This window comes from Bradyrhizobium sp. T-1, from assembly GCF_053592855.1.
Genome location: NZ_CM132115.1, coordinates 5,521,998 through 5,547,342, shown reverse-complemented (window position 1 = coordinate 5,547,342; position 25,345 = coordinate 5,521,998). Strand labels below are relative to the sequence as shown.

Sequence of the window (25,345 nt, the reverse complement as noted above, 5' to 3'; positions counted from 1 at the left end):
TCGGCGTCAATGCCGATGAAGAGGATCTGAAATGCGCGGACCATCTGCGAAGCGAGCCAACAACGAGCGGATGCTGCAGGGACTTGCAGGCTTCCGCTCGATGTCGCTGCTCTGCGCCATGCAGATGGTCTTCCTGCCGGTGTTCAGCGTCCGCCTTCAGGCGCAGACGACGAACGTCATCGTTCCTGACGGACGGACCGGTACGTCGTTGCAGACCTCGGGCAGCGTCACCAACGTTACGACGTCGACGGTCTCGGGCGTCAACGCTTTCAACTCGTTCTCGCAGTTCAGCGTCGGGCAGGGCAACACCGTCAATCTGCAACTGCCGACCGGCACGCAAAACCTCGTCAACATCGTTCGCGATGCGCCGGTCTACGTCAACGGCACGCTGAATTCCTACGTGAACGGCGCCATCGGCGGTAACGTCTATTTCGCCGATCCCAAGGGCTTCGTCGTCGGCCGTTCCGGCACGGTGAATGTCGGCAGCCTCAACGTCTCGACGCCGACGCGCGAGTTCACCGACAGCCTGATCGGCCCGGGCGGGGCGATCAACGGCACGGCGGTCGGCAATCTGATGGCGGGCTCATTCCCGGTCTCGCCGGACGGCAATGTCAGGATCTACGGCCGGATCAACGCCATCGACGGCGTCCGCCTCACCGGGCAGAACGTCCTCGTCGGCGGCGCGAGCCAGCGCGACATCGCCAATCTCGACCACGCTGCGAAGTTCGCCGCCTCCGTCAATTCGAAGGGCCTGCGCAGCGCCAGCGCCATCACCGTGAGCAACGGCTCGATCCATATCGGCGCCGTCAACAACGCCACGGTCAACGGACGTCTGACGGCGCGCAGCAAGACCACGACGCCGAGCACGATTGCGGTCGTGGCCGGCAACAACGCTGAGATCGGCAAGAATGCGAAACTGACGACTGCGAGCAGGACGGGTGATGCGGGTGGCATCCTCGTCAAGGCCGGCAACGACCTGACCGTGAAGAGCGGTGCGGCGATCAGTGCCAGCTCGAAGGCGGGCAATGCGGGCCTGGTCGAGCTCAGCGGAAACGGCGTCATCGATATCGGCAGCGGCGTCTCCATTAATCTCAGCGCGCCGATCGGCAAGGCGGGCACGCTGCTGATCGACCCGACCGATGTGGTCATCGGCGATGCGGGGCAGGGCGACACCGGCGTGACCCTGTCGAACACGTCCGTCGCCAACGCGATCGCGGCGCTGAGCGCCGGTGCGACCTATGTCGTGCAGGCGGACAATTCGATCACGCTCGCCGCGCACGCGCTGATCGATGCCCGCCGTCTCGACGTCAACGGTCATTCGACCGGTAACGCCAACAATGTCGAGCTTGACGCGAAAACGATCAACATCGTCAGCGGCGCGAAAATTCTGGCCCAGGCGGTCAATTCCGGAACAAGCTACACCGACGGCAGCGTCACCCTCGCTGCGACGGCAAGTCAGACCCTGGTGTCCGGCCACGCCTATGCGACCACCGGCATCACGGTTGACGGCATCATCACCGGCGGAAACATCAACATCGGCGCGACCTCGACGGCCGTGTCGAACATGTTGAGCTCGGTGGCCGGAGATTTCGCGATGCTCGGCGAGTCCGTTGCGGGGCTGAACCTCGGCGTCAATGCCGGCTATGTCGCCGCGAGCGCGACGGCCAACGTTGCCATCAACGGTCATGCCAACATTTCCGCGAGCGGTAACGTCCTGATCACCGCGACCGGGTCGGAAACGGCAGCGGATCCGGTGCTTGCCTCCACGATTGGCGGTGGTCTTCCGTTCGGCGCTTCGGCCGTGGTCGGCAACGTCATCGGTAACGTCTCCGCCAACGTCGCAAACGGTGCGACGATCAACGCCGGCGGGTACTTGAACATCACCTCCACCAACAACGCCACGGTGAACGTCGCTGCAATCGCAGCAACCACCAGCGCGGCCGTGGTGGCAACGTTCGCCTATTCCAACGCCTCGGTGACGACCAACGCCAATGTCGAGACCGGCGCCCATCTGAGTGCGGGAACGGCGAGCGGTTCGGCCGGCGGCCTCGCCATCTACGCGACCAACAACAACAGCTTCTCGACATCTGCGACATCTGTCGCGCTGGATAATCCCGCGCTCAACGGCAATGTCGGCGGCGCGATGGCGATGAGCAACATCAACACCTCGGCCAACGCCACGCTGGGATCATCGCTGGGAACCAGCGCCAATCCGATGACCGGTCCGGTGACGGTCAATGCCGTCTCGAACACCACGTCGAACTCGACCATGGCATCGACCATCACCGGCACGCCCACGCTGATCGCGGGCCTGCAGGGTGTCGCGGCCGTCGGCTCTGCACCGACCAGTATCATCGTGTCGCAGATGACCAGCACGTTGATCACGGCCGATTTGAACCTCAAGGCCTCCGGCGCCCTTACACTCGCCAACAGCACCGAAAACGCCACCGCGGCGATCGCGACCAATCCGAGCGGCGGCGCGCCCTCGATCTACACGACCGGCAACGTCGCCGTTGTCTCCGACGTGACCGATATCGGCGTGCGCAACAATTCGACGACGGCGGCGATCACCTCGAGCCCGATCAACGGCCAGTCCTACGCGATCAGCGCCGCCGTTGCGTGGGGCACCTACACCCACAATTCCAATGCCTATATCGGCGACGGCGTCACGATCAGCGCGCCGAACATCGGCGTCGCCGCAAACACGTCGATGCCGATCACCAACACCTGGACCCAATGGGCCGGGCTCACCGACGTGATCAGCCATCTCAACGGCAGCCTTGGCGTCAGCGGCAACATCATCACCAGCTACGCGAACGCAGGCGCGGATGCTGGCGATACGCTCGGAATTTCCGGTTCGCTGAACAATTTCATCGTCCACAACAACACCACGGCGTGGGTCGCGACCGCCGCAAACCTGACTGCGACCTGCACCGTCGCGTCGTGCGGCAGTGGCGCGTGGACGGCAAATCTCAACAACGGCACCCAGGCCTTCGACGCAACGCTCGCCGTCACGGCGAGCTCCTATACCGCCTCGATCGACGTCGCCGGCAACATCGGCACGTTCGGCTGGATCGGCAATACGTCCGGAGGCTCGTCGTTCGGCGGCTCGCTCAATCTGGTCCAGCTCTCCAACAACACGATCGCCGGTGTTGCCGCCAATGCGACGGTCTCAGCGAGCGACAACATCTCCGTCGAAGCGCTCACCACCGACCAGTTCTTCGGTGTCGCGCCGACGTCGGGCAAGGCGCAGGGTTCGCTGGCACTGAATGGCATTACGTCGATGGCGCTGGTCGACAACACGACCCATGCGTCGATCGGGGCGGGGGCCACGGTTTCGGCGCCGACCGTCAACGTCTATGCCGCGCAGGACCTGTCGATGTTGTCGATTGCCGGCGCGGTCTCGATCGGCGCCAATTCGGCGGTCGGTCTCGCCGTCGCCTATCTCGGCGCGACCGCCGACACGGCGGCCTATATCGGCGACAACAGCAACGATATCCGCGGCGGCGCGTTCAACGTCGATGATCCGTTCTCCGGAACCGGCGGGGGCACCGGCTCGGTCCATGCCGACAATCTGATCATTTCCGCGACGACGTCGGGGCGCATCACGGCGGCCTCGGTCGCGGCTGCGATCTCGGAGCCGGGCGTGTCCAGCTTCGCGACCAAGGCGCAGGCAGTCACGACGGCCGCAACCGGGGGGACTGCCGGCATTACAGCCGGTGCAAGCCAGGTCTCAGGGAAGTCCGGATCGAGCACCAGCGGTTTCAGCATCGATCTCGCCGGCAGTTCGTCGGTGAGCGACGTCTCGCTCGGCACCAGCGCTTACATCAAGAACGCCGGGACGATCGACAAATACACCACGACGAGCCTGGTCAGCACCAAGACCCTCGTCCAGGCGCTCAACGACACCATTCTTGACAACGGCTCCGGCTCGGCTGCGGCCAACATGGCCGGAAGCGAGGGATCGACCAGCGTGGCCGTCGGCGGCGCCATCGCGTCGGCGATGTCCAGCAACAACACGCTCGCTTACATCTACAACACCGCGCTGAACAATCAGGATACAGTGAAGGTTATGGCGCTCAACGGCGGCTCGGAGACCGTCGTCGCGCTCGGCATCTCGGGATCGAAGGCCAATTCCGCCTCGTTGTCGGCCTCGGTTGGCATCATCACCGACAGCGCCAATGCCTATATCGAGAACTCGACCGTCACGGGCCGGACAGGCGTTGTAAACCGCACCCTCGAGGTCGACGCCTACCAGACCACGAATATCGCGATCGGCGGCGGCGTCCTCTATTTCTCGGGTGGCAAGGCGGGTGTCGGTATCGCGCTGACCTATGCTTCGATCTCTGATCCCACGAGCGGGAAGGCAACCGACGCCCACATCCTCTCGAGCTCGATCTCCAATTACGACACGCTGCAGGTGCTCGCCGACAATGCCAGCGTGATCGCGGCCGGCGCGGCATCGGGCGGCGCATCGACGAACGGCAATTCGCTGACCGGTGCCATCGTGGTCGACGAGATCTCGCCGACCACGACGGCCTATATCGACAGCGGCGCGACGGTCAGCATCAATGTCGGGGGCGTCAGCGTTATCGCCGACAGCGGCGACGTGTCGGCGTTGGACACTGCACTCGGAAATCTGGTCAAGACGTCGAACAACGGGCTCCTCGCGTCGGACACCTGTACGACCCACGGCGGCACCGGAGGGCAGAACTGCGTCGACTTCAGCGGGGCTGCGCTCAATGGAGGTATTGGTCGCGGACCTGGCGGAGGAATCATCTCCGTTGCCGGCGTCATCGAGGCCGCCAAGAACGATATCGGCGCTTCGCTGGTCTACGATACCATCGCGACGACGCATTCGGCCTACATCGCCAACGTGCAGATGACGACGATCGGCCGCGTCAACGTGAGCGCAACTGACTCCTCGTCGATCCAGTCGGTCGCTCTCGGCATCGGCGGAGCCAGCGGGCAGTTCGCCGGTACTGCCTCCCTGACGATCAGCTCGATCACGAACACTGTCTCGGCCAACATCGGCAACAGCCTGTCGAATTCAGTGAATTCGACGGTGTCGGGCGGCAACGTGACGGTCAGCGCTGCCGACAATTCCAGCATCACCGGCTCGGCCGCGGTCGCCGCGATTGCGCCGAGCGGTGGCTCCGCTGCGGGCCTGTCGCTGGTCAACAGCAACATCGCAAACAATGTCAACGCCGGCATCACCGGCACGAAAGTGGCCTCGACCGGCACCGTTGCCGTCGACGCGAGCTCGAACGCCACCATCTCGACGGTTGCGGTCGGTATTGCTATCTCGTCGCAGGTCGGGCTTGCGGGTTCGGTTGCCACCAATTTGATGGGCACCAACGTCACCGCCAGCATCACCGGCAGCGCTGCGCTGGGCATCACCAGCGGCGCTGACGTCAAGGCGAACAACAACGTAGCGGTGATCGCTGGCAATAACGACAACGTGGTCGTGTCCGCCGGTGCGCTCTCGATCTCCAAGGGCCCGGCGGGCGGCGCCGGCTCGATGGTGACGAACCAGATCACCGGCAGCACCTCGGCCTATATCAGCGGACCCAACACCAAGGTCGATGCGCTCGGAACCAGCACCACCGACACGCTGTCGGTCAACAGCGGCACGCTGGCGCATGCGAGCGATCTCAGCGGCTTCCAGGCACCGACCGACAATACGCCCGACCTGAGCGAGACCCAGGATATTGTGAAGGGCCTCGCCGTGGTCGCGAGCTCGCACCAGGCGGTCGTCACCAACGTCATGACGGTTGCTGCGGGCACCGGCATCTCCATCATGATCAACCCGATCACTTCGGTGCTGAGCGGGTCGACCAAGGCCTACATCGACGGCGCCAGCATCGATACGCGCCTGACCAGTGCCGGTCTGTTGCCGCAGATCGACGTCGCGGCCTCGAGCTTCTCCTATTCCGGCGCGTTCGGCGCCGGCATCGTGCCGCCGACCGGCACCGGCGGCGGCGGCGCGACCGTCATCTCGACGACGATGTCGCGCACCACGATGGCCACAATCACCAACGCGACCGTGGGCAGCCTGTCGTCGACGACGACCGCAACGGCCGGCGCGGTCACGGTGAAGGCCAATGCCGAGCAGGATGCGTCCTCGATCGGCGTCGGCTTTAACACGGGCTCGGTCGCCCTGAACGTCTTCACGGCGACCACCGAGGCCTATGTCGACGGCGGAGGGATGACGGCGTCGTCGCTCACCGTGAATGCCTATGACACCACCGCGATCTACTCGGCCGGCGGCTCGGCGGCCTATGGCAGCCAGGCCGCGGTCTCCGCAGCCTTCCTGGTCCAGGTCTCGGCGAACCGGACCGAGGCTTATGTCGGCGACGAATTTGCCTATCACGGCGGCAGCTCGACCCACACGACCGCGCTCAATCTCAGCGGCGCGCTCGACGTCGAGGCCAACACGGTCGACCGTTTCCAGGCCTATTCGGTCGGGGGCTCGCTCGCGACCGGCTCGGCCGCGATCGCCGGCATGGCGAACATCGAGATCGCCAACAACACCACCATCGCCGGTGTCTACGACACCACGCTGCGCTCGCCGGCGGGTGGTTCGGCCGGCGCGGTTACCGTCGGCGCGAATGAGGACGTCGAGATCAAGGAGATCGCCGGCGCGATCGCGATCGGCGCCAGCGGCTCCGGCGTCGGTATCGGCGCGGCCGCCAACGTGCTCGTCTTCAAGAGCCAGACCACTGCGGAAATCAACAACAGCGACCTGAACTCCTCCGGCGCGATCAATGTCGGCGCGCTCAGCACCAAGGAAGTGTTGTCTTACGCGGTCACCGCGGGCGTTGGCGGCAGCGTCGGCATCGGCGCTGCGGTCGGCGTCATCATCATCGGCGCCAACACGGCCGATGCAGATACGCAGCAGCAGGAAACCGGGCAGCTCGACCAGCGCGACAGCAACGGCCACAACAACGGCACCATCACGGCCGTCAACAACAGCACCAGCAATTCGCACGGCGGCGATGCGGTCGCGAGCGGCACCGCCGGCGATCCGAACAACGCCCACGTCACGTCGACCTACGATGTCAGCACCGTGCTGGCCGGCGGCTCCGACGGTGTCACCGCGCAGATCGCGGGCGGCAGCGTCGCGACCACGCAGCAGGTCAATGTCGCCGCCACCAGCGCCAACGCGACCAAGATGTACCTGCTCGGCGCCGGTTTCGGCAAGAATGTCGGCATCGGTGCCGGCATCGGCTACACCAGTGTCAGCAGCAATGTGACGGCCAATCTGAGTTCGGCGGTCGCCGCGCCGTCCATCATGGTGGCGGCGGTGGTCAAGGACGCCAGCGGCGGTGCCTACGGCGGCCAGACCATCAACACCGAGGCGATCGCGGGCGGAGCCGGACTTTACTTCGGCGCGGATGCCGCGGTGGCGGTCGGCAATGTCTCCAATCACGTGAAGGCCGAGCTCGGCGGCTCCGTGACCGGAACGGGCGGCGCCGGCGTCGCCGTGATGGCGCAGGATTCCACGACCCAGATCGTCTTCACCGGCGGTGTCACCGCCGGCGCCGCGGCGGTCGGCGCCTCGGTCTCGACGGCAAGCCGGTCTAGCACGGTCTCGGCAGATGTGCTGCAGGGGGCCAACATCAACACCTCGACGCTCGGGGTCGGTGCGCAAGGTGCGGGCACCTTGACGACGACGGCAACGGCGCTCGGCGGCGGTATCGTCGCAGGCGTCGGTGCGGACGCCGAGGCCCACGAGAATTCGAGCGTGACCGCCGAGATCGGCGCGGGCGCCACGATCGCGACATCCGCGACCGGGGTTGGCACGCTGGTGTCGGCGTCGATCACGCCCAATTTGTCGAGCAGCGCGATCGGCGTTTCGGTCGGCGGCGGTGCGGTCGGCGTCGCCGTCGCTCAGTCGACGGTCGGGGCCCAGGTCACGGCCGATATCGGCAACGACACCATCTTCTCAGGCGGCGCGGTCTCCGTGGCCGCCATGGCGCTGGTCCCGACAGGCGGCACGACGACCTACGCCTGGGCACTCGCAGGCGGCGGCGGATCGCTGATCGGTGCCCAGGGCAGCTACGCCAAGGCTTCGGAGAACGCGACAGTCAATGCCTATGGCGGGACCGGAATTACGCTTCCCAACGCAAACGTGACCATTGCAGCCGAAAACGACAGCGCCCAGTACGCGGAGGCGACCGGCCTTTCGTCCGGCTTCCTGGCCTTGGGCGCGAGCGTCGCGCAGGTCTCGTCCAGCGCGCACACCTACGCCTATCTCGGGGCGGGCGCGATCACGTCGGCGACCAACACCGGTGTTCTCCGGATCGCCGCGACCGGCGTCGATGTCAACGCCGCAAATGCTGTCGTCGGCGCAGGCGGCACCTATGCTGGTGCCGCGGCGGTGGCGACCACCAGCTCGACTGCGACCACCCAGGCGCGGATGGATGGCAACGGGACAGACAACACGCTCTTTTTTGGTGGTCTCAACATCAGCGCCAAGCACACCGCGAATTATGGCGCCAGCGGCGATGCCTATCAGGCCTCCACCGCCGGCGTCTCCGGCGGCAGCGCGCAAAACACCGTCACCACGGATACGACCGCCGAGGTCGGTACGCACCTGATCATCAACTCCGCCGGCGGCAACATGGATGTCATCTCCAATGACATCGTCAATCAGGCCGGCGGCGGCGCGCGGTCGGGCTCAGGCGGCATGTTCGCGGGTGCCGCGGCGCTCAGCAATTCGACCGTCACCCAGACCGTCACCACCAATATCGACGCCGGGACCGTCCTGAGCCTCAACGACGATCCGCGGACATCGAGCGCGGTGATCAACATTGAGGCCTACAACACGCTGAATACGAACGACACGGTGAGCCTGGCTACGGCGAGCTTCTTTGCCGGCGGCGGCGCCGAGTCCGACATGATCGCGAACGCCACACTTCAGGTCAACATCAATGCCCGCGAGCTCTTCAGCGCCGGCAAGATCTATGTCGGCACGGCTGCGAAGATGGCGGCGGCCAACAATGCCAACGCCAGCCTCTACGGCGCGATCGCCGGCGTCGGCGCCAGCACCAACACCTGGGTCCACGCCACCCAGGCGGTCAACGTCGGCAACAACGCGAAGGTCGAGGCCTGGGGCGACATCACCATCTACGCCGGTCTCGCGGGCGACGGCAGCGCCTTCAGCAGCGTGCAGGCGACGGCGACCACCGTCGTCTACAACAACACCGTCGTTCCGATCTCCACGCTCTACCGCGGCACGGCCAATGCCGACGACACCACGAGCTTGACGCTCGCCAACACCTCGAGCGTGCTCGGCGTGCAGAACATTTACCTCGGTGCGACACAGGGGCAGGTCACGGCCGCCGGCAACGGCAGCAATTACAATCCGTATCTGGACATCTTCAGCGCCAAGAACAGCGACAACCACAGCCACACCAGCGGAACCGGTGATGTCGCACTCAATGGTCTGGTGGTGGCGGGCATCAACAACGACCTGACCGTCACGATCGAGCTCGGCGCGAGCGCGCCGACCCTGAGCACGACCAGCCCTTACTCCGAGCTGACCCTCGAGTCCGTTTCCGACGTCAATCACTTGAGCCCGGTGATGAGCTGGAACCACCAGGCGGTCCAGTACACCATCGTCGGCAACTTCAATCCCTACCAGCTGGTGGTCAACCAGCTGGCGACGCTGACCGGCCTGACCGCGGCGCAAGTTCGCTCCCAGCTCGCGGCGGCGACGCCCGCGGCGCCTGCCAGCATGTCGCCGTCCGGCACCGATCCGACCGGCGACATCCAGCGCCAGATCGACACGTTGATCAAGCAGGCGCCGTTCACCTCCGACGCGCCCGGCAACGCCTTCGCGTTCGGCGACATGCTGGTGTCCGCCGGCAACGTCTCGATCCTGGCGCAGAAGCTGACCGGAAACAGCGGCTCGAATCCCGCAGCGCCCGCCGTCATCGCGCGCAGCTCGCCCTTGATCAAGATCGAGAACAAGGGCCTCGATTTCATGAGCCTGGGCAACCTTACGGTCACCGATGTGACCGGAGGAAATATCACCTACCGCCAGATCGACCATGTCGACCCGGACTCGCATTCCAATGTGACCTTCACCGCGATGCCGAGCGCGACGCCGGTCATCGACGTCTCGGCCACCTACAACCGTTTGGATCCCGACAGCGGTCAAGGCATCGACCAGAACGGCAACGTGCTGACCCGCACGCCCGACATCTATTTCAACGGCGCCGTCAACAACGCGAACGGCCTGCTCAAGATCATCAATAATCTCGGCAGCGTCGTCGCGTCGGAGTCGCTCAGCGCGGCAACCGTCCAGATCGTGGTGCCCAAAGGCACGTTCACCTTCCTCGGGGGTATCGGGAGCTTCTACGACAGCAGCAGCGCGGTCACCTCGCAATGGGAAACGACCGAGGACCGTCCGACAGACGCGCTGACGGCGGTGATGACGGCGGCGACCTATCTCGGCGCCTACGGCGATTACGCGTCCGCTCCGCATATCGCCTCGGGCGGGGATCATCCGTATTTCTATTATTGCTGCGCCGACGGCGTCCACGGCGTGTATCAGCCGGTCGCCAACGCCGACGCCAGCACGATCTTCACCGCGCGCATGCTGATGACGTACTACGACGGCACCTCGCTCTATTCGTCGATCTTCCTGCCGGTGGGCCATGGCGCGCCCGGCAACGGCAATGAGAACGCCGGCAGCGTTCCTGACATCAATACGCTCAAGATCATCGAGGGGCAGTCGTCGACCTCGACCAATGTCGTGCTCGCGCAGTGGAAGAAAACGACTTATGACGGCCGCAACGTTTACACGGATAGCGGTCCCTACAAGACGCCGTTCAATTGTGCGTCAGCCTGCGACAGCTCGGGCTTCTTCCAGGTCATCAACATCCAGCCGGATGCGATCACGCCGAAGACCGCGGATGCGCCGGCCACCGCGACAGCCACCCGGACCATCACCGGCCAGGCGGTCATCATCTCGGCGTCGGTGATCAACATCAACGGCACCATCCAGGCCGGCTCGAGCAGCAATTACTCGGTCGACATCGGCGCCGCGGCGTATGATGCCATCTATGGCGCCAACGGCCTCAAGAACCGCAATAACGGAGCGGACTTTGCCGCGGCCCAGGCCAATGCGCGGAACGGCGTCTTTTACGACGTATCGGGCTCTGTGACGACGCAGGTCGGCGGCGACACCAAGATCGGGGTGAAGTACAACGCTCTCACTGACCAGCTCGTCATGAACAGCGTGGTGCAGGGCGCGGGCGGCTACGTCTATCTGAACGGCAAGATCATCTCGACCTCGACCGACAACACCCAGACCCAGGGCAACATCGAGATCAAGGGCGGCGCCGGCACGATCAAGGTCAACAACACCAGCGGACTCCAGCTCGTCACCAACACCATCAACACCGGCGCCAGCGCCCAGAGCGTGGTCGAGATCGTCGATCAGCTCCAGAGCAAGACGACGTGGTGGGTCTACGATCCCAAGGCTGCGAGCAACCAGCAAGTGTCGAAGTACGAGGTCAACAGCGTCACCGCGAACGCGTTCGACGCCTCGATGCTTGCAGCTCGGACCGGTACGGCAGGCATCCAGTACGCGACGCAGCAGAACATGCTCTATCAGTGGGTCGACACCGCGACAGTGGAGCGTTCGCCGACCAGCACGCAGTTCGACTACGGCTGGGCGTTCACGCCGGCGGGCTGGACCCGCGCGACCAGCCTGGTTTCGGGCACGCAGAGCAGCAACTACCAGAAGGTGACGACCGCCACCGGCAGCTATCACTGGGCGGCCGGCGTGGACGCGCAGGGCAACATCATTCCGCTCAACACCCACGCCGACAAGTGCTGCGGCGCGGACGCCCAGTTCAACTGGTACCAGGCGATCTATGATCACCTGACGCTCACGCTGACCAACACGGTCAAGGCGTCGAACCCGATCAACATCAAGTTCACCGGTGGCGGGAGCAGCGACGTCGTGGTCAATTCGACCTCCGGCATCGTCATCAACGGGTCGATCAACAACCTTCAGGGCACGACGACGTTCAACGCCACCGGCGCCAACTCGTCCATCACGGTCGCCGCGAACGCCAACAACCCGGTGATCTCGGGCACGAGCGTGACGCTGTCGGCCGATGGCGGCATCGGCACGCTCGGCACCAACAAGGCTCCCGTCCAGGTGCAGATCTATGGCGGCAGCCTGACGGCCAGTTCGATCGACCGCGACATCGCGATCTCTGCGATCGGCTCGCTGTCGATCAACCAGGTGAAGGTGAATTCGGCAGGTGCCACGCCGCAGGGCAGCGTCTTCCTGTCGGCGACCGGCGACATCAATTCGGCCTCCGCCTACAACGTCGCCAACCCCGTCGTGATCGGCAAGAACATCGAGATCAACTCCACCGCCGGGGCGATCGGCGCAACGAGCGCCGTCGTCAACGGCGCCTCCACCCTGACCAACATCAATCCGCTGGTGATCCAGGCGACGGGCACGGTGCAGGCGAGCGGCGCCGTCGACGGCGGCGTTCTCGACAGCAGTTCGGCGACCGGCACCTACATCGTCCAGTCGAAGGGTGATCTTCGCCTCGGCACGGTGCAGTCGACCGGCGGCCCGGTGTTCCTGGAGGCGGCCGGCTCCGACGGCAACCAGGCCAGCATCCTGAACGGCCGGGCGGCCGCCGGTATCACCGCGGCGGAGAGCGCGCATCTCCAGTCGGTCTGGGCCAATCTCGATCTGCTCAACGGCAACCCTGCCACCGCCGCCGTCAACAGCTACCAGTCGATGGTCACGTCGGCCTACAACGACTATTTCCAGCTCAAGAACATCGCCTTCGCGAACGGCAGCACCTACAACCCGACCTCGGTCGGCCTGACGGTGCTGCGGGCGCAGGTGGCGGCCAAGCTCGGCATCGATCCCGCCAACGTCACGACGACGCAGATGCAGGTCGAGGCGACGACGCGGTTCCTGCGGGACCAGTTCCTGCTCGGAAAGATCAACACCGACCAGCTCAAGAGCTCGCTGACGACCTTGCTCGGCACCGCGCCCGCGGATCCGCTGGCGACCGTGTTCGGCAGTTCGCTGTCGTCGACCCTGTTCGCAAAACTGTTCGACGGCGTGGCGACCTCCGATCAGCGCCTGCCGACCAATACGGCGCTGCAGACGGCGCTTGATGCCTACAACGCGCACTACAGCTACACGCTTGCGAGCACCGAGCGGGTCTACGGCGTCATCACCGCGGGCGCGCAGTGGACGCAGAGCCAGCTTGCCTACACGGTCTCGTCGTCGGCCGTCGGTGCGGCACCGCCGCCGATCGATCCGAACGTCGCCGCCAACATCAGCGCGAACCAGATCATGCTCTACGCGCCGCATGGTTCGGTCGGCAATTCGGCTGCACCGCAGACGTTCACCTTCACCAGCGTCGATTCCTCGCAGCTGACGACGGACCAGCGGGCATTGCTCTCATCGGCCGGTCCCGGCCAGCTCACCGTCGGCGCGGTCACGGACCCGACGACCCACGTCGTGACTTATACGGTCAGTCTGTCGCAGCAGAACCTCGTCGTGCTCGACAACCCGACCGCGATCTCGGCCAACGCGCTATCGAACGTCTATCTTGGCAGCAAGAACAGCCTCACGCTCGGCGGCGTCACCGCGAGCTATGGCCCGATCACGGCGGCGCAGGCCAACGGCATCCAGGTGACCGGCCGCGGCGACGTCAAGCTCGACGCGGTGACCGGCATCACCGCTGCCGCCGGCGTGACCGGCGTGCCCGTGATCTCGGGCGATATCGCCAACCTGACCCTCATTGCTGAGCACGGCAATATCGGCGCACCCGGTACCGCCGGCAGCAATCCTGCCAACAACGCGAATGCAATCCAGATCGCCTTTGCCAACCCGGGCAACGACCAACTCGACCAGGTCTCGTCCGGACAAGGCATCTATGTGAAGCAGACCACCGGCGACCTCATCCTCGGCAACATCTCGGCCGGCAACGAGATCCAGCTGGCCGCGACCGGCAGCATCTATGGCGAGGCCGGCTTTGCCGACCGCAGCGCGATCCACATTCTGGGCACCGACCTCGATCTGCGCGCCGCCGGCAACATCGGCTTCAACGGCTCGACCTTCCAGCCGCTGCAGGTGAATATCTCCGGCGCCGTCACCGGCTCCGCGGGCGGTGACTTCAGCCTTCTCGCCGTCACCGGCGATCTCGCGGTCGGCACCAGCGGTCCCTATGGCGCGCTGACGGCCGGCGGCGCGATGACGCTGAACGTGGCGCGCGGCGCGCTCACCATCAATGCCGATCTCACCAGCGGCGGCTTGATGCAACTCCTCGCCAACCGCGGCATGACCTTTGCGGCCGGCACCAGCGCGGCGCCTGTGGTTGCGACCAGCGCGTCTGACGGGGTGACCCTGGTGGCCGGGACGCTGTCGATGGGCGCCTATTCGGCTATCAACGCGGCCGGCGTGATTTCGGCGACTACCACAGGCGATGCGACGATCGGCCAGCTCAACTCGTCGCTGTCCTACGCCGCGGCCGGCAGCGCGCCGTCGATCATCGTCACCGCCGGTGGCGTCGCTTCGCTCGGCGCGATCATCGACAATGGTGACGGCCAGACCAAGTTCGTCGCGTCCGGCTCGGGCGCCGAAGTCTCGCTGAACGCATCGAACGGCATCGGCAGCACGACGAACCGGCTCGCCCTCAGCGCCGCGCGGCTGTCGGCAAGCACCGCCGACGGCGCAATCTACCTGAAGGCTCTCACCGACATCGAGGCGAGCCTGCTGTCGGCGGCGAAAGGCAACGTCGACATTCTCGGCACCGGCAACCTGACGCTCGACCAGGTGGTGGCGGGCACGGCGACGGGCGCGAGCGGCGGCTTCAGCGCCGTCACCGCCAATGGCGGCATCGTGATCGGGACGGCCAGCACCAGCGGCTCGCAGATGGTCCACGCGAGCCAAAACGTGACGTTCAACGCGCTCGCCGCCACCGGCAATGCCGGCGACGTCGGCAACATCAACGTCACCGCCGATAACGGCTTCATTCTGGCGCAAACGCTCTCGGCCAACGGCTCAGCGACGCTGCTTGCCGCCACGACCATCACCGGCAACACGCTTGCCGCGGCGACCGGCTCGGGCCTGCTGACCGCTGGCGGCCCGATCAACTGGAACGTCCTCAACGTCGCGACGACGCTGGGGATGACTGCGGGCCAGGGCAGCATCACCTTCCAGACCGCACAGAGCGGCGGCACGCAGACCATCCATGCCCACGACAACGTGATCTTCAACGCGCTGACGGCGACGGGCATCAATGGCGATGCCGGCAACATCAACGTCAATGCCGACAACGGCTTCATCCTGGCGCAAACGCTCTCGGCCAACGGCTCAGCGACGCTGCTTGCCGCCACGACCATCACCGGCAACACGCTTGCCGCGGCGACCGGCTCGGGCCTGCTGACCGCCGGCGGCCCGGTCAACTGGAACGTCCTCAACGTCGCGACGACGCTGGGGATGACTGCGGGCCAGGGCAGCATCACCTTCCAGACCGCACAGAGCGGCGGCACGCAGACCATCCATGCCCACGACAACGTGATCTTCAACGCGCTGACGGCGACGGGCATCAATGGCGATGCCGGCAACATCAACGTCAATGCCGACAACGGCTTCATCCTGGCGCAAACGCTCTCGGCCAACGGCTCAGCGACGCTGCTTGCCGCCACGACCATCACCGGCAACACGCTTGCCGCGGCGACCGGCTCGGGCCTGCTGACCGCCGGCGGCCCGGTCAACTGGAACGTCCTCAACGTCGCGACGACGCTGGGGATGACTGCGGGCCAGGGCAGCATCACCTTCCAGACCGCACAGAGCGGCGGCACGCAGACCATCCATGCCCACGACAACGTGACCTTCAACGTGCTGACGGCGACTGGCATCAATGGCGATGTCGGCAACATCAACGTCAATGCGGATAACGGTTTCATCCTCGCGCAGACCGTGATGGCCGGCGGCGTGGCGACGCTGGGCTCTGTCTCGGCCAATGGCTCGGCGAGCCTGATCGCCGCGGGCACCAACATGGGGCACAGCCTCACGGCCTCGACCGGCAATGCGCTTCTGAAGGGCACCGTCGTCACGTGGGACAATCTCAATGCCGGCGGCACGCTCGATATCACTGCGACGGCCGGAGGGATCACCCTCGGTACCGCCATCAGCGGCGGCACGCAGACCCTGCATGCGGTCAACGACATCGTCTTCAGCCAGCTCACCACGACCGGTATCCCGGGCGATGCGGGCAACCTGATCGTCAAGTCCGACACCGGCTCGCTTCGCGGCGGATCAATCTCGGCCAGTGGCGACACCCGTTTCGACGTGGCCGGACCGGTCTCGTTCGACCGGATCAGCGGCGACGTCGTCAGGATGACCTCGTCGGGCGACCTGACCATCAATTGGGTCAGCGTGGTCAGGGAGCTCGACCTCGCTGCCGACACCATCACCGTCCACGGCGAGCAAGTCCGCTCGAATCCGCAGATTCCGCTGGTCCTGAACATTACCGGCTACAATGGCGGTGTCGCGAAGTACGCCAATATCTCGATCGATCCGGACGCCATCATCGTCAACCAGTTCAAGGTGGTCGACGCGAACTTCCTGACCGACGCGCACTCCGTGACGATCCTGAACGGCTACGTGCCGGGCCAGCTCCTACTCACCACGGCGACCGAGCAGGTGCTGCTGAATAACCGCACGCCGGCGCCGAGCAATGGGCCGACGCTCCAGCTCTACCAGCCGGACGGCGTGTTCACGATGAGCCAGGTCGGCAACGCCAATGTCACCAACGCCTATGTGGTGTTCTACACCGGTGATATCTCGGCGAGCGTCACCAATTACGGTTCGAGCCACGACTGCTGCAGCGGCTACACCGGTGCCAGCATGACGCGCAACGTGGCCGTCGATGGCGAAGGCTATGAGAGGATCGACACCTGGCTGGCGCAGAAGAGCGGGGCAGGAACGTTCTACCAGCTCGGTCTCTCCGGCCACGCACGGCTCGACGCATTGCTGTCGCCGCGTCCGGTCGAGACTGTCGGGTCTGGTCCTGCCGTGAACGTTGAAGGGCTCAGCGACATCCGCAAGCTGCGCCGCCAGGGACAGCGCGCGGGTCGCCCGGGCTGGAAGGATGCGGCAATTGGCGCCATGACGAATCCGGCGATGAGTCGCCTCGCGGAGGCGTGGTAGGTCGAGATGCGTGTTCTAGGCGTAGCATTGACGATCGGGCTTGTTGCGTCGAGCATCGTAACCGCGCGCGCGCAGGTGCCCTCGATCAATCCCGGCGCGATCCAGAACGACGTCGACCGGCAGCGCCGCCAGTTCGAACAGCAGAGCGCGCCGCCCAAGCTGAACGGCCCGGCCGTGATCGGCGGAGCACGTGAGAAGTCGCCGCTCATGAAGCCGGGCGGGCCGAAATTTCACCTGCGCAAGCTCGAATTCGACTCATCCAAATTCATCACGCCGGCGGAGCTCGACGAGATCGCGAAGAAATATGTCGGCAAGAATGTCGACATCGCGGCACTGTTGCAGATCGTCGCCGACATCAATGCGATCTACACCGAGCGCGGCATCGTCACGGGCATTGCGACCCTGCCGGATCAGGATCCCAAGGACGGGACGGTCAAGATCAAGCTGACCGAGGGCCGGCTGCAGAAGACGACCGTCGAGGGTAACCAGCAGACGCGCACCGACTACATCCTCCAGCGCGTCAAGGAGCCGGAAGGCGAGGTTCTCGACGTTCCAAAGCTCAATCGCGACGTGACCTGGTTCAACCGGACCAACGACGTGCAGATCAAGGCGCTGCTCCAGCCCGGCGCGAGCTTCGGCCTGACCGACCTCCAGTTCGCGGTGATCGAGCCGCCGGTCGACACCTGGCAGCTCTTTGTCGACAATCAGGCTTCCGAAAACACCGGCCGCTGGGAAGGCGGCACTTTCTACAAGCGTCACGGCCTGTTCGGCGTTGACGACCGTCTGACTTTCTATGGCGTCCGCTCCGACGGCAATCTCAACGGCAACGTCGCCTACAGCATCCCGGTCAACCCCTGGGGTGGGCGCGCGGGCGTCAGCTATACCGAGGGCAAGATCAAGATCATCGACGGGCCGTTCGCTGCGCTCGACGTCACGGGGCGGTCGAGCCAGGCCGCTGTCAATTTCAGCCAGCCGGTCTGGGTGACGCAGAACTGGCTGATACTGCTCAACGCCGCGGAGACCGAAGGCAAGACGGTGAGCCGCTTCGCGACCGTCGCGGTGACCGACGACCATTACGACAAGGCCACGGCCGGCGTCTCCGTGACCAATTCCGGCAATACCTATTCGATCACGGTCTCGCCGGCGGTGAACTACATCGCGTGGCAAGACCACGTGCTCGGCAACAACCGTGCGTTCAACACCTATACCGGCACGCTGATCGCGAACAGTGCCGCGGGGCCGGCCAATTTCAGCGCCAACGTGCTGGCGAGCTGGCAGTACACGCAGGAGAAGCTGCTGCCGGGCGACCAGATATTCACGATCGGCGGCCCCAGCACCGTACGCGGCTACCCGACCAACGCAGCGTCCGGCGACAGCGGCTATTATTTCAACGCCGAGCTGCACTACAACTGGTCGCAATGGCTGAGGGGATTTGACACCTACGTCTTCACCGACTGGGGCGCGGTGTATTCGACATTCCCCGGCGTGACCGAAATGGCCTCGGTCGGCGTCGGGTTCTCCTGGACTTATGCGCAGTTCATGACATTGGAAGCCAATTATGCGACGCCGCTGAAGACGGCGGTCTCGACCCAGCATCATTACGAAGCCTATGGCCGTGTCATCGTCCGCCCGCTGCTGATGTTCGAGAAGCAGCCGACCACCACGCCTGTGGCGGCCGTTGCAGGCAAGACCAAGTCGTAGGCCGGCGGGCTTCTTCCTCTCCGTCATGGCCGGGCTTGGGGCTAGCGCCGCAACGTGAATTCCTCCGCACCACGCCGGTGTTCCCACTTCGCGCGTTCGAGCTCGGGCTGGTCGCACTCCGCCTCGGGGTAGCCGATGCAGAGATAGGCGATGAATTTCCAGGAGGTGGGCACGTCGAGCGTGCCATGGATACGGTCCGGATTGAGGATCGAGACCCAGCCGAGCCCGATCCCCTCGGCGCGCGCGGCGAGCCACATCGCGGTGATCGCTGCGACCACGGAATACTCCGTTGTCTCGGGCATCGTCGCGCGGCCGAGGCCATGGCCGATGTCGCTGGCTTTGTCGGCGAATATTGCGAGGTGGGCTGGCGCCTGTTCGAGGCCCGAGAGCTTGAGTGCGGCGTAGCGGCCGGCGCGCTCGCCGGAATAGCAATTCAGGGCATCGGCGTTGCAAGCTTTGAAATCATCGATCACGGCGCGCCGCCGTGCAGCATCATCGACGACGACGAAGCGCCACGGCTGACTCAGGCCGACCGACGGTGACAGACAGGCGGTCTCGATCAGCCGCTCCACGGCACCGTCGGGCAGCGCATCGGTGCGAAAGCGACGCACGTCGCGGCGCCATACGAACAGATCGCGCAGTTGCCGGCGGAAGGCGTCGTCGAATTCCACCATTGTCATCCTCCCGCGTGAAGGAAGGCTGCGGCGACCAGCATGATCAGGATTTCACCGACCTGCTCGAACGCGCCGAGGATATCGCCGGTCTGGCCGCCGATCTGACGGATGGCGAGCCGCGCCATGATCAGCCCGGCGAGTGACAGCAGGATCAGTCCGGCGAGGGCCTTGCCCGGTCCTAACGCAAGAGTGAGAACGAGCGTTCCAAGCGCGAAGGCCGCGGCCACGCTGCGTCCAGGCGGCGTTCCGGCGCTCGCCGACAGCCCGTCCGGCCGCGCCGGTGGGACCAGCGACATGAAAGCCGGCACGCCCGCGCGTGCGGCGGCATGCGCGGCGCACAGCGCGAGCGCGACGGCCCACGGATTGGCGATCGCGGCCAACGCGCTCCAGCGCAGGCCGAACGACAGGATCAGCGCGCAGACGCCATAGCTGCCGATCCGGCTGTCGCGCATGATCGCGAGCTTTCGCTCGCGCGTGCGCCCGCCGCCGAGCCCGTCGGCGGTGTCGGCAAGGCCGTCCTCATGCAGCGCGCCGGTGATGAGGGTGGTTGTGACGAGAGCGAGTAGCGCAGCCGTACCTGGCGCCAGTCCCAGTTTGCTCGCGAGCGCATGGGATGCTGCGCCAGCGAGGCCCACCAGCAATCCCGCGACCGGCAGCGCCCAGGTCGCGCGCGCGATGGCGCCGTCGCCGGCCGGTTTCGACGATGCCACCGGCACAATCGTGACGAAGGACGCTGCGATTCTGAAATCGGCGACGACGTCTTTCAGAATCTCGGTACGCGGCATCATTTCAGCTTCATCGGCAGGCCGGCGACGACGAACTCGACCTCGTCGGCGACATCAGCAATGATCTGGTTCATGATCCCCGCGGCATCGCGATAACTGCGCGCCAGCGCGTTGTCGGGGACGATGCCGAGACCGACCTCGTTGGTGACGAAGACGACGGGGCTTTTCAGGCGGGGCAGTGCGCCGGCGAGCTCGCTCACCTCGCGTTCCCAGTTGCGCTCGGCGTGCATCAGATTGGAGAGCCACAGCGTCAGGCAGTCCACCAGTCTCGCGCCGCCGCCATCGCTTGCGACCAGCGCGGGCACGAGGTCGAGCGGCACCTCGCGTTCGATCCAGTCGGTTCCGCGCCGCGCGCGGTGCTTTGCGATTCGTGCTTCCATTTCGGCATCGAGCGCCTCGGCCGTCGCGACATAGACGGGCTGCCCGGGAAAGGCGCGCGTACGTAGTTCTGCACGCTTGCTCTTGCCCGATCGCGCTCCACCCGTGATCAAGATGACGGCCATCAAAGTCTCCTATGAGCCTGACTAATCACCAAACGAGGCCAAAGACAAAGCCGAAATCAGGCGGGTAGGGGCTTGCGCTCGCCCCCGCTTTGCGCAACAGGGGCGGGACAGGAGGCGGGTGTGGGTTTTGCGGGCGCGATGGTGGTGGCAATGGCGGTGGATGCCCTCTCGGGCTGGCCGTCACCGCTGTTTGCCCGGATCGGCCACCCCGTGACCTGGCTCGGCCGGCTGATCGGCGCCATCGATGCCGGCTGGAATCGCGAGTCTGACGCGCCGGCGCTGCGCCGCGGCGCCGGCGTCGCCGGCGCGATTCTGGTGATTGCGCTCGCGGCTGCGCTTGGTTGGCTGCTGCAGTCCCTGCTTCAGTTCTTGCTTCCTTGGAGCTGGATCCAGATCACGCTGATCGGCGTCCTGGCCTGGCCGCTGGTCGCGCTACGCTCGTTGCATGATCATGTCGCGGCCGTCGCAAATCCTCTGCTGGGCGGCGACATCGCGGCTGCGCGCGTGGCGGTCTCGCGCATCGTCGGCCGCGATCCCACAGCGCTCGACGAATCCGGGATCGCGCGTGCCGCAATCGAGAGCCTCGCGGAGAACGCGTCCGACGGCATCGTCGCGCCGGTGTTCTGGGGCGCGCTGTTCGGTCTGCCCGGCATCCTCGGTTATAAGGCGATCAACACGCTGGACTCCATGATCGGCCATCGCAGCGAACGGCATGAAGCGTTTGGCTGGGCGGCTGCCCGCATCGATGATGTCGCAAACTTCATTCCGGCGCGCCTGACCGGATTTTTGTTCGTGCTGCTCGCGCCGCGGCAATCCCAAGCATTGTCGTGCATGACGCGCGATGCGCGCCGTCATCGCTCGCCCAATGCCGGCTGGCCGGAAGCGGCGATGGCCGGCGCGCTTGGCGTGCGGCTCAGCGGCCCCCGCATCTATCACGGCAGCGCGACCGACGAGCCTTGGCTCAACGAGGGCGCGCGCGATCCGCTCGCCGTGGACATTGTCGAGGGACTGACGATCTACCGCCGCGCCATGCTGTTGCTTGCCGGCCTGCTTGCGATCCTGGCTTTCGCGTGAAAGAACAGGGTATGCGCGAGCACGGTGGAAATCTCGATCTGGCCCAGCAGCGTTTCGGCGGACGCGCGGCGGACTGGATCGATCTGTCGACCGGCATCAACCGGCTGCCTTATCCCGTGGGCGAGATCGGCGCGCATCATTGGCAGGCGCTGCCATCGCGATCCGAGATCGAGGCGTTGCGTCAGGCCGCGCGGCACGCCTATGCGACAAGCGCACCGATCGTCGCGATGGGCGGCGCGCAGGCCGCCATTCAACTGTTGCCACAGCTCGCGCCGTGCGGCCGGGCGCGCATTTTGGCGCCGACCTACAATGAATATGCCGGCGTTCTCTCGGCTGCGGGCTGGGATGCAAAGGAGGTCCGCGAGCTCGATGCGCTGGCAGGCGCGGATCTTGCTGTGATCGTCAATCCTAACAATCCCGATGGCCGGAGTTTTCCGCCAAAGGATCTGCTCGCGCTGTTGCCGCGCGTCGGTCGTCTCGTCGTTGACGAGAGTTTTGCAGACGCGGTTCCACAGCTGTCGCTTGCGCCGGAGGCGGATCGGCCCGGGTTGCTGATCTTGCGCTCCTTCGGGAAGTTTTACGGTCTGGCCGGCCTGCGGCTCGGATTTGCGATCGGCAATGCGGCGGATATCGCCGGGCTCGCTGCGATGTCGGGTCCGTGGCCGGTCTCGGGAGCAGCGATCGCCATCGGCTGCCGCGCCTTGCGAGACGAGGCTTGGTCTGAGGCGACATCAGCACGGCTGGCGCGTGACGGGGCTCGTCTCGATGAAATGGCGCGGGGGCAGCGCTGGCGGCTCGTCGGCGGCGCTTCGCTGTTCCGTCTCTATGAGACGCCACATGCACTCGCTGCGCAAGAAAAGCTCGCGCGTGACCATATCTGGTCGCGCGTCTTCGTACAAAATCCAACTTGGCTCCGGCTCGGGCTTCCCGGCAGCGAAGCCGAATGGACGCGCCTCGCCGCGGTCCTAGCGCGCTAGCGCGAGCAGGCCGTCGACGTCGAGATGCTTCTCGATGTGATCGGCGAGCGCATCCAGTGCGCTCTCGACCCTGGCATGATAGGGCTCGTCGCCTGCGGCAATGTCGAGCTTTGCCAAAAACGCCTTGCGGAAATCATCCGACGTGAACAGGCCGTGCAAATAGCTGCCTTGCACGCGTCCGTCTGCTGAGATCGCGCCTTCCGGCTCGCCATCGAGCTTCGCAAACGGTCGCGCGCGATCGGGTCCGTCGGTACGGCCGATGTGGATCTCGTAGGCGGCGATCGGCTGATCCGTCGCCGCATGCACAGCCACAACACGCGTCAACGTTTTCTGCGGACTCATCACGGTCGTCACATCCAGCAGCCCGAGGCCCGGCGCGTCACCCGCGGGACCTTCGATGCCGTCGGGATCGGCGACGCTGCGCCCCAGCATCTGATAGCCGCCGCACAAGCCGAGCACATGGCCACCTCTGCGATGGTGCGCGAGCAGATCAATGTCCCAGCCCTGCGCGCGCAGAAAGGCGAGGTCGCCGCGGGTGGATTTTGAACCGGGGATGATGACGAGGCGCACATCGCCAGGGATCGCTTCGCCCGGGCGCACCATCACCAGATCGACGCCCGGTTCGAGCTTGAGCGGATCGAGATCGTCGAAATTGGCGATCCGCGACAGCGCAAGGCAGGCGATCTTGCACTGGCCGGGCCTACGCGCATCGCTGAGGCCCAGAGCGTCCTCGGCCGGCAACTCGCCGGCGCGCGAAAACCAGGGCAGCACGCCAAGGCCGCGCCAAGCTGTTTTTTGCGCGATCAGCCTGTAGCCGTCATCGAACAGCGTGGGGTCACCACGGAATTTGTTGATGACAAATCCCTGGATCATCGCGGCATCGTCAGGGTCGATCACCGTCTTGATGCCGACCAGCTGGGCGATGACGCCGCCGCGATCGATGTCACCCACCAGGACCACCGGCACGTCGGCCTTGCGGGCAAAACCCATATTGGCGATGTCGGCCTTGCGCAGATTTACCTCGGCCGGGCTGCCGGCGCCTTCCACCAGGACCAGATCGGCGCGCACCTTCAGCCGCTCAAAACTCTCCAGCACCGCGCCCATCAATGAGGGCTTCATCACCGCATAGTCGCGCGCCCGCGCGGTCGCGATGCGCCTGCCTTGCACGATCACCTGCGCACCGATATCGGTCTCGGGTTTCAGCAGCACCGGGTTCATATCGGTGTGCGGCTCGACGCCGGCGGCGAGCGCCTGCAACGCCTGGGCGCGGCCGATCTCGCCGCCGTCGACGGTGACGGCGGCATTGTTCGACATGTTCTGCGGCTTGAACGGAAGCACGCGCAAGGCCCGCCGCGTGAAGGCGCGCGCGAGGCCGGCGACGATGAGCGACTTGCCCACGTCCGAGCCGGCGCCCTGGATCATCAATGCGCGCGCCATCGTGTCTTCAGAACTCGACGCCGGCCTGCGCCTTGATACCGGAGCGGAACGGATGCTTCACCAGCGTCATCTCGGTGACGAGATCGGCGATCTCGATCAGCTCATCCTTGGCGTTGCGCCCGGTGAGCACGACATGCGTCATCGGCGGCTTCGAGGTCTTCAGGAAATCGACGACCTCCGCAATGTCGAGATAGTCGTAGCGCAGCGCGATGTTGATCTCGTCGAGCACGACCATGCGCAGGCTTTCATCTGCTATCAGCTCCTTCGCCTTCTCCCAGCCGGCGCGCGCGGCGGCGATGTCGCGGGCGCGGTCCTGCGTCTCCCAGGTGAAGCCTTCGCCCATCGCGTGGAACTGGCAGAGCTCGCCGAAATGGCCGGTGAGCAGGCGCCGCTCGCCGGTATCCCAGGCGCCCTTGATGAACTGCACCACGGCGCAGGGAAAGCCATGGGCGACGCAGCGCACGATCATGCCGAAGGCGGAAGACGACTTGCCCTTGCCGGCGCCGGTGTGGACGATGATGAGGCCCTTTTCGCCGCTCTTGGTCGTCATGATCTTGTCGCGGGCGACCTTGATCTTAGCCATTTTCGCGGCGTGCTTGGCGTCGGTCTTGGCGTCGGTTTCTTGGGCCGTTTGGGTATCCGGTTCAGGCGTCATCGGATGGGGTCCTTCGGCTTGACAAGAGGCGGCCGGGGGCAAATGGTGGCCCGGCGTTGGTTCCTGTCCTATGACAGGCGAAGAGGGAATGCGATAGGGTCCGAATCGGCAAGATTTGGGTCCAAAATGCAGCCGCCCCCGCGACCGTGACCGGAGAGATGCCCGAAGCCACTGATCCATCTTGCGGATCGGGAAGGCGGGGATCGAAGGGGAAACCCTGCTCCGCAAGCCGGGAGACCTGCCAACGCGGACGATTTTTGGACCGGCGGACGGGGTGTTCCGCGACGGGGAAACGGGCCTTCGCAAGAACGGTCCGTGGGC

Annotated in this window: 9 protein-coding genes and 1 riboswitch; of the genes, 4 read left to right on the top strand and 5 right to left on the bottom strand. The window is 65.4% G+C overall.

Going from position 1 to position 25,345, the window contains the following annotated elements:
- Nucleotides 1-31: 31 nt before the first annotated feature.
- On the top strand, nt 32-17,218 hold the full coding sequence (locus ACWAT4_RS26780; RefSeq protein WP_449728495.1) for a leukotoxin LktA family filamentous adhesin: 17,187 nt from the start codon (nt 32-34) through the stop codon (nt 17,216-17,218).
- 6 nt (nt 17,219-17,224) lie between these two features.
- The gene (locus ACWAT4_RS26775; protein ID WP_212426688.1) at nt 17,225-18,919 is read left to right on the top strand and encodes a ShlB/FhaC/HecB family hemolysin secretion/activation protein; all 1,695 of its coding nucleotides are present in this window, start codon (nt 17,225-17,227) and stop codon (nt 18,917-18,919) included.
- Between the two features lie 41 nt (nt 18,920-18,960).
- On the opposite strand, the gene bluB is transcribed toward ACWAT4_RS26775, so the two are convergent.
- From bluB to cobU, 3 genes are read right to left on the bottom strand one after another with little or no spacing between them, the layout of a single operon-like run.
- On the bottom strand, nt 18,961-19,593 hold the full coding sequence (gene bluB / locus ACWAT4_RS26770) for a 5,6-dimethylbenzimidazole synthase (protein WP_212300536.1): 633 nt from the start codon (nt 19,591-19,593) through the stop codon (nt 18,961-18,963).
- Between the two features lie 2 nt (nt 19,594-19,595).
- Nucleotides 19,596-20,381, bottom strand: coding sequence for an adenosylcobinamide-GDP ribazoletransferase (gene cobS, locus ACWAT4_RS26765; protein WP_212426689.1), 786 nt, complete (start codon nt 20,379-20,381; stop codon nt 19,596-19,598).
- The gene (gene cobU, locus ACWAT4_RS26760; protein WP_212426690.1) at nt 20,378-20,881 is read right to left on the bottom strand and encodes a bifunctional adenosylcobinamide kinase/adenosylcobinamide-phosphate guanylyltransferase; all 504 of its coding nucleotides are present in this window, start codon (nt 20,879-20,881) and stop codon (nt 20,378-20,380) included. The genes cobS and cobU overlap by 4 nt, the downstream gene beginning before the upstream one ends.
- A gap of 120 nt (nt 20,882-21,001) precedes the next feature.
- Between cobU and cbiB the strand changes: the two genes are divergently transcribed.
- Together cbiB and cobD are read left to right on the top strand one after the other, a co-directional pair.
- The gene (gene cbiB, locus ACWAT4_RS26755) at nt 21,002-21,955 is read left to right on the top strand and encodes an adenosylcobinamide-phosphate synthase CbiB (RefSeq protein ID WP_349629526.1); all 954 of its coding nucleotides are present in this window, start codon (nt 21,002-21,004) and stop codon (nt 21,953-21,955) included.
- Nucleotides 21,956-21,966: 11 nt separating this feature from the next.
- Nucleotides 21,967-22,932: a threonine-phosphate decarboxylase CobD gene (cobD, locus tag ACWAT4_RS26750; RefSeq protein ID WP_212426789.1), complete on the top strand. Its 966-nt coding sequence runs from the start codon at nt 21,967-21,969 to the stop codon at nt 22,930-22,932.
- Here cobD and ACWAT4_RS26745 read toward each other — a convergent pair.
- Both ACWAT4_RS26745 and cobO read right to left on the bottom strand, forming a co-directional pair.
- Nucleotides 22,921-24,369: a cobyric acid synthase gene (locus ACWAT4_RS26745; RefSeq protein ID WP_212426691.1), complete on the bottom strand. Its 1,449-nt coding sequence runs from the start codon at nt 24,367-24,369 to the stop codon at nt 22,921-22,923. The two genes, cobD and ACWAT4_RS26745, sit on opposite strands and share 12 nt — an antisense overlap.
- Before the next feature lie 7 nt (nt 24,370-24,376).
- On the bottom strand, nt 24,377-25,024 hold the full coding sequence (gene cobO / locus ACWAT4_RS26740; protein ID WP_449728494.1) for a cob(I)yrinic acid a,c-diamide adenosyltransferase: 648 nt from the start codon (nt 25,022-25,024) through the stop codon (nt 24,377-24,379).
- A gap of 40 nt (nt 25,025-25,064) precedes the next feature.
- Nucleotides 25,065-25,284: riboswitch (cobalamin riboswitch) on the top strand.
- The last annotated feature ends 61 nt before the right edge of the window (nt 25,285-25,345 follow it).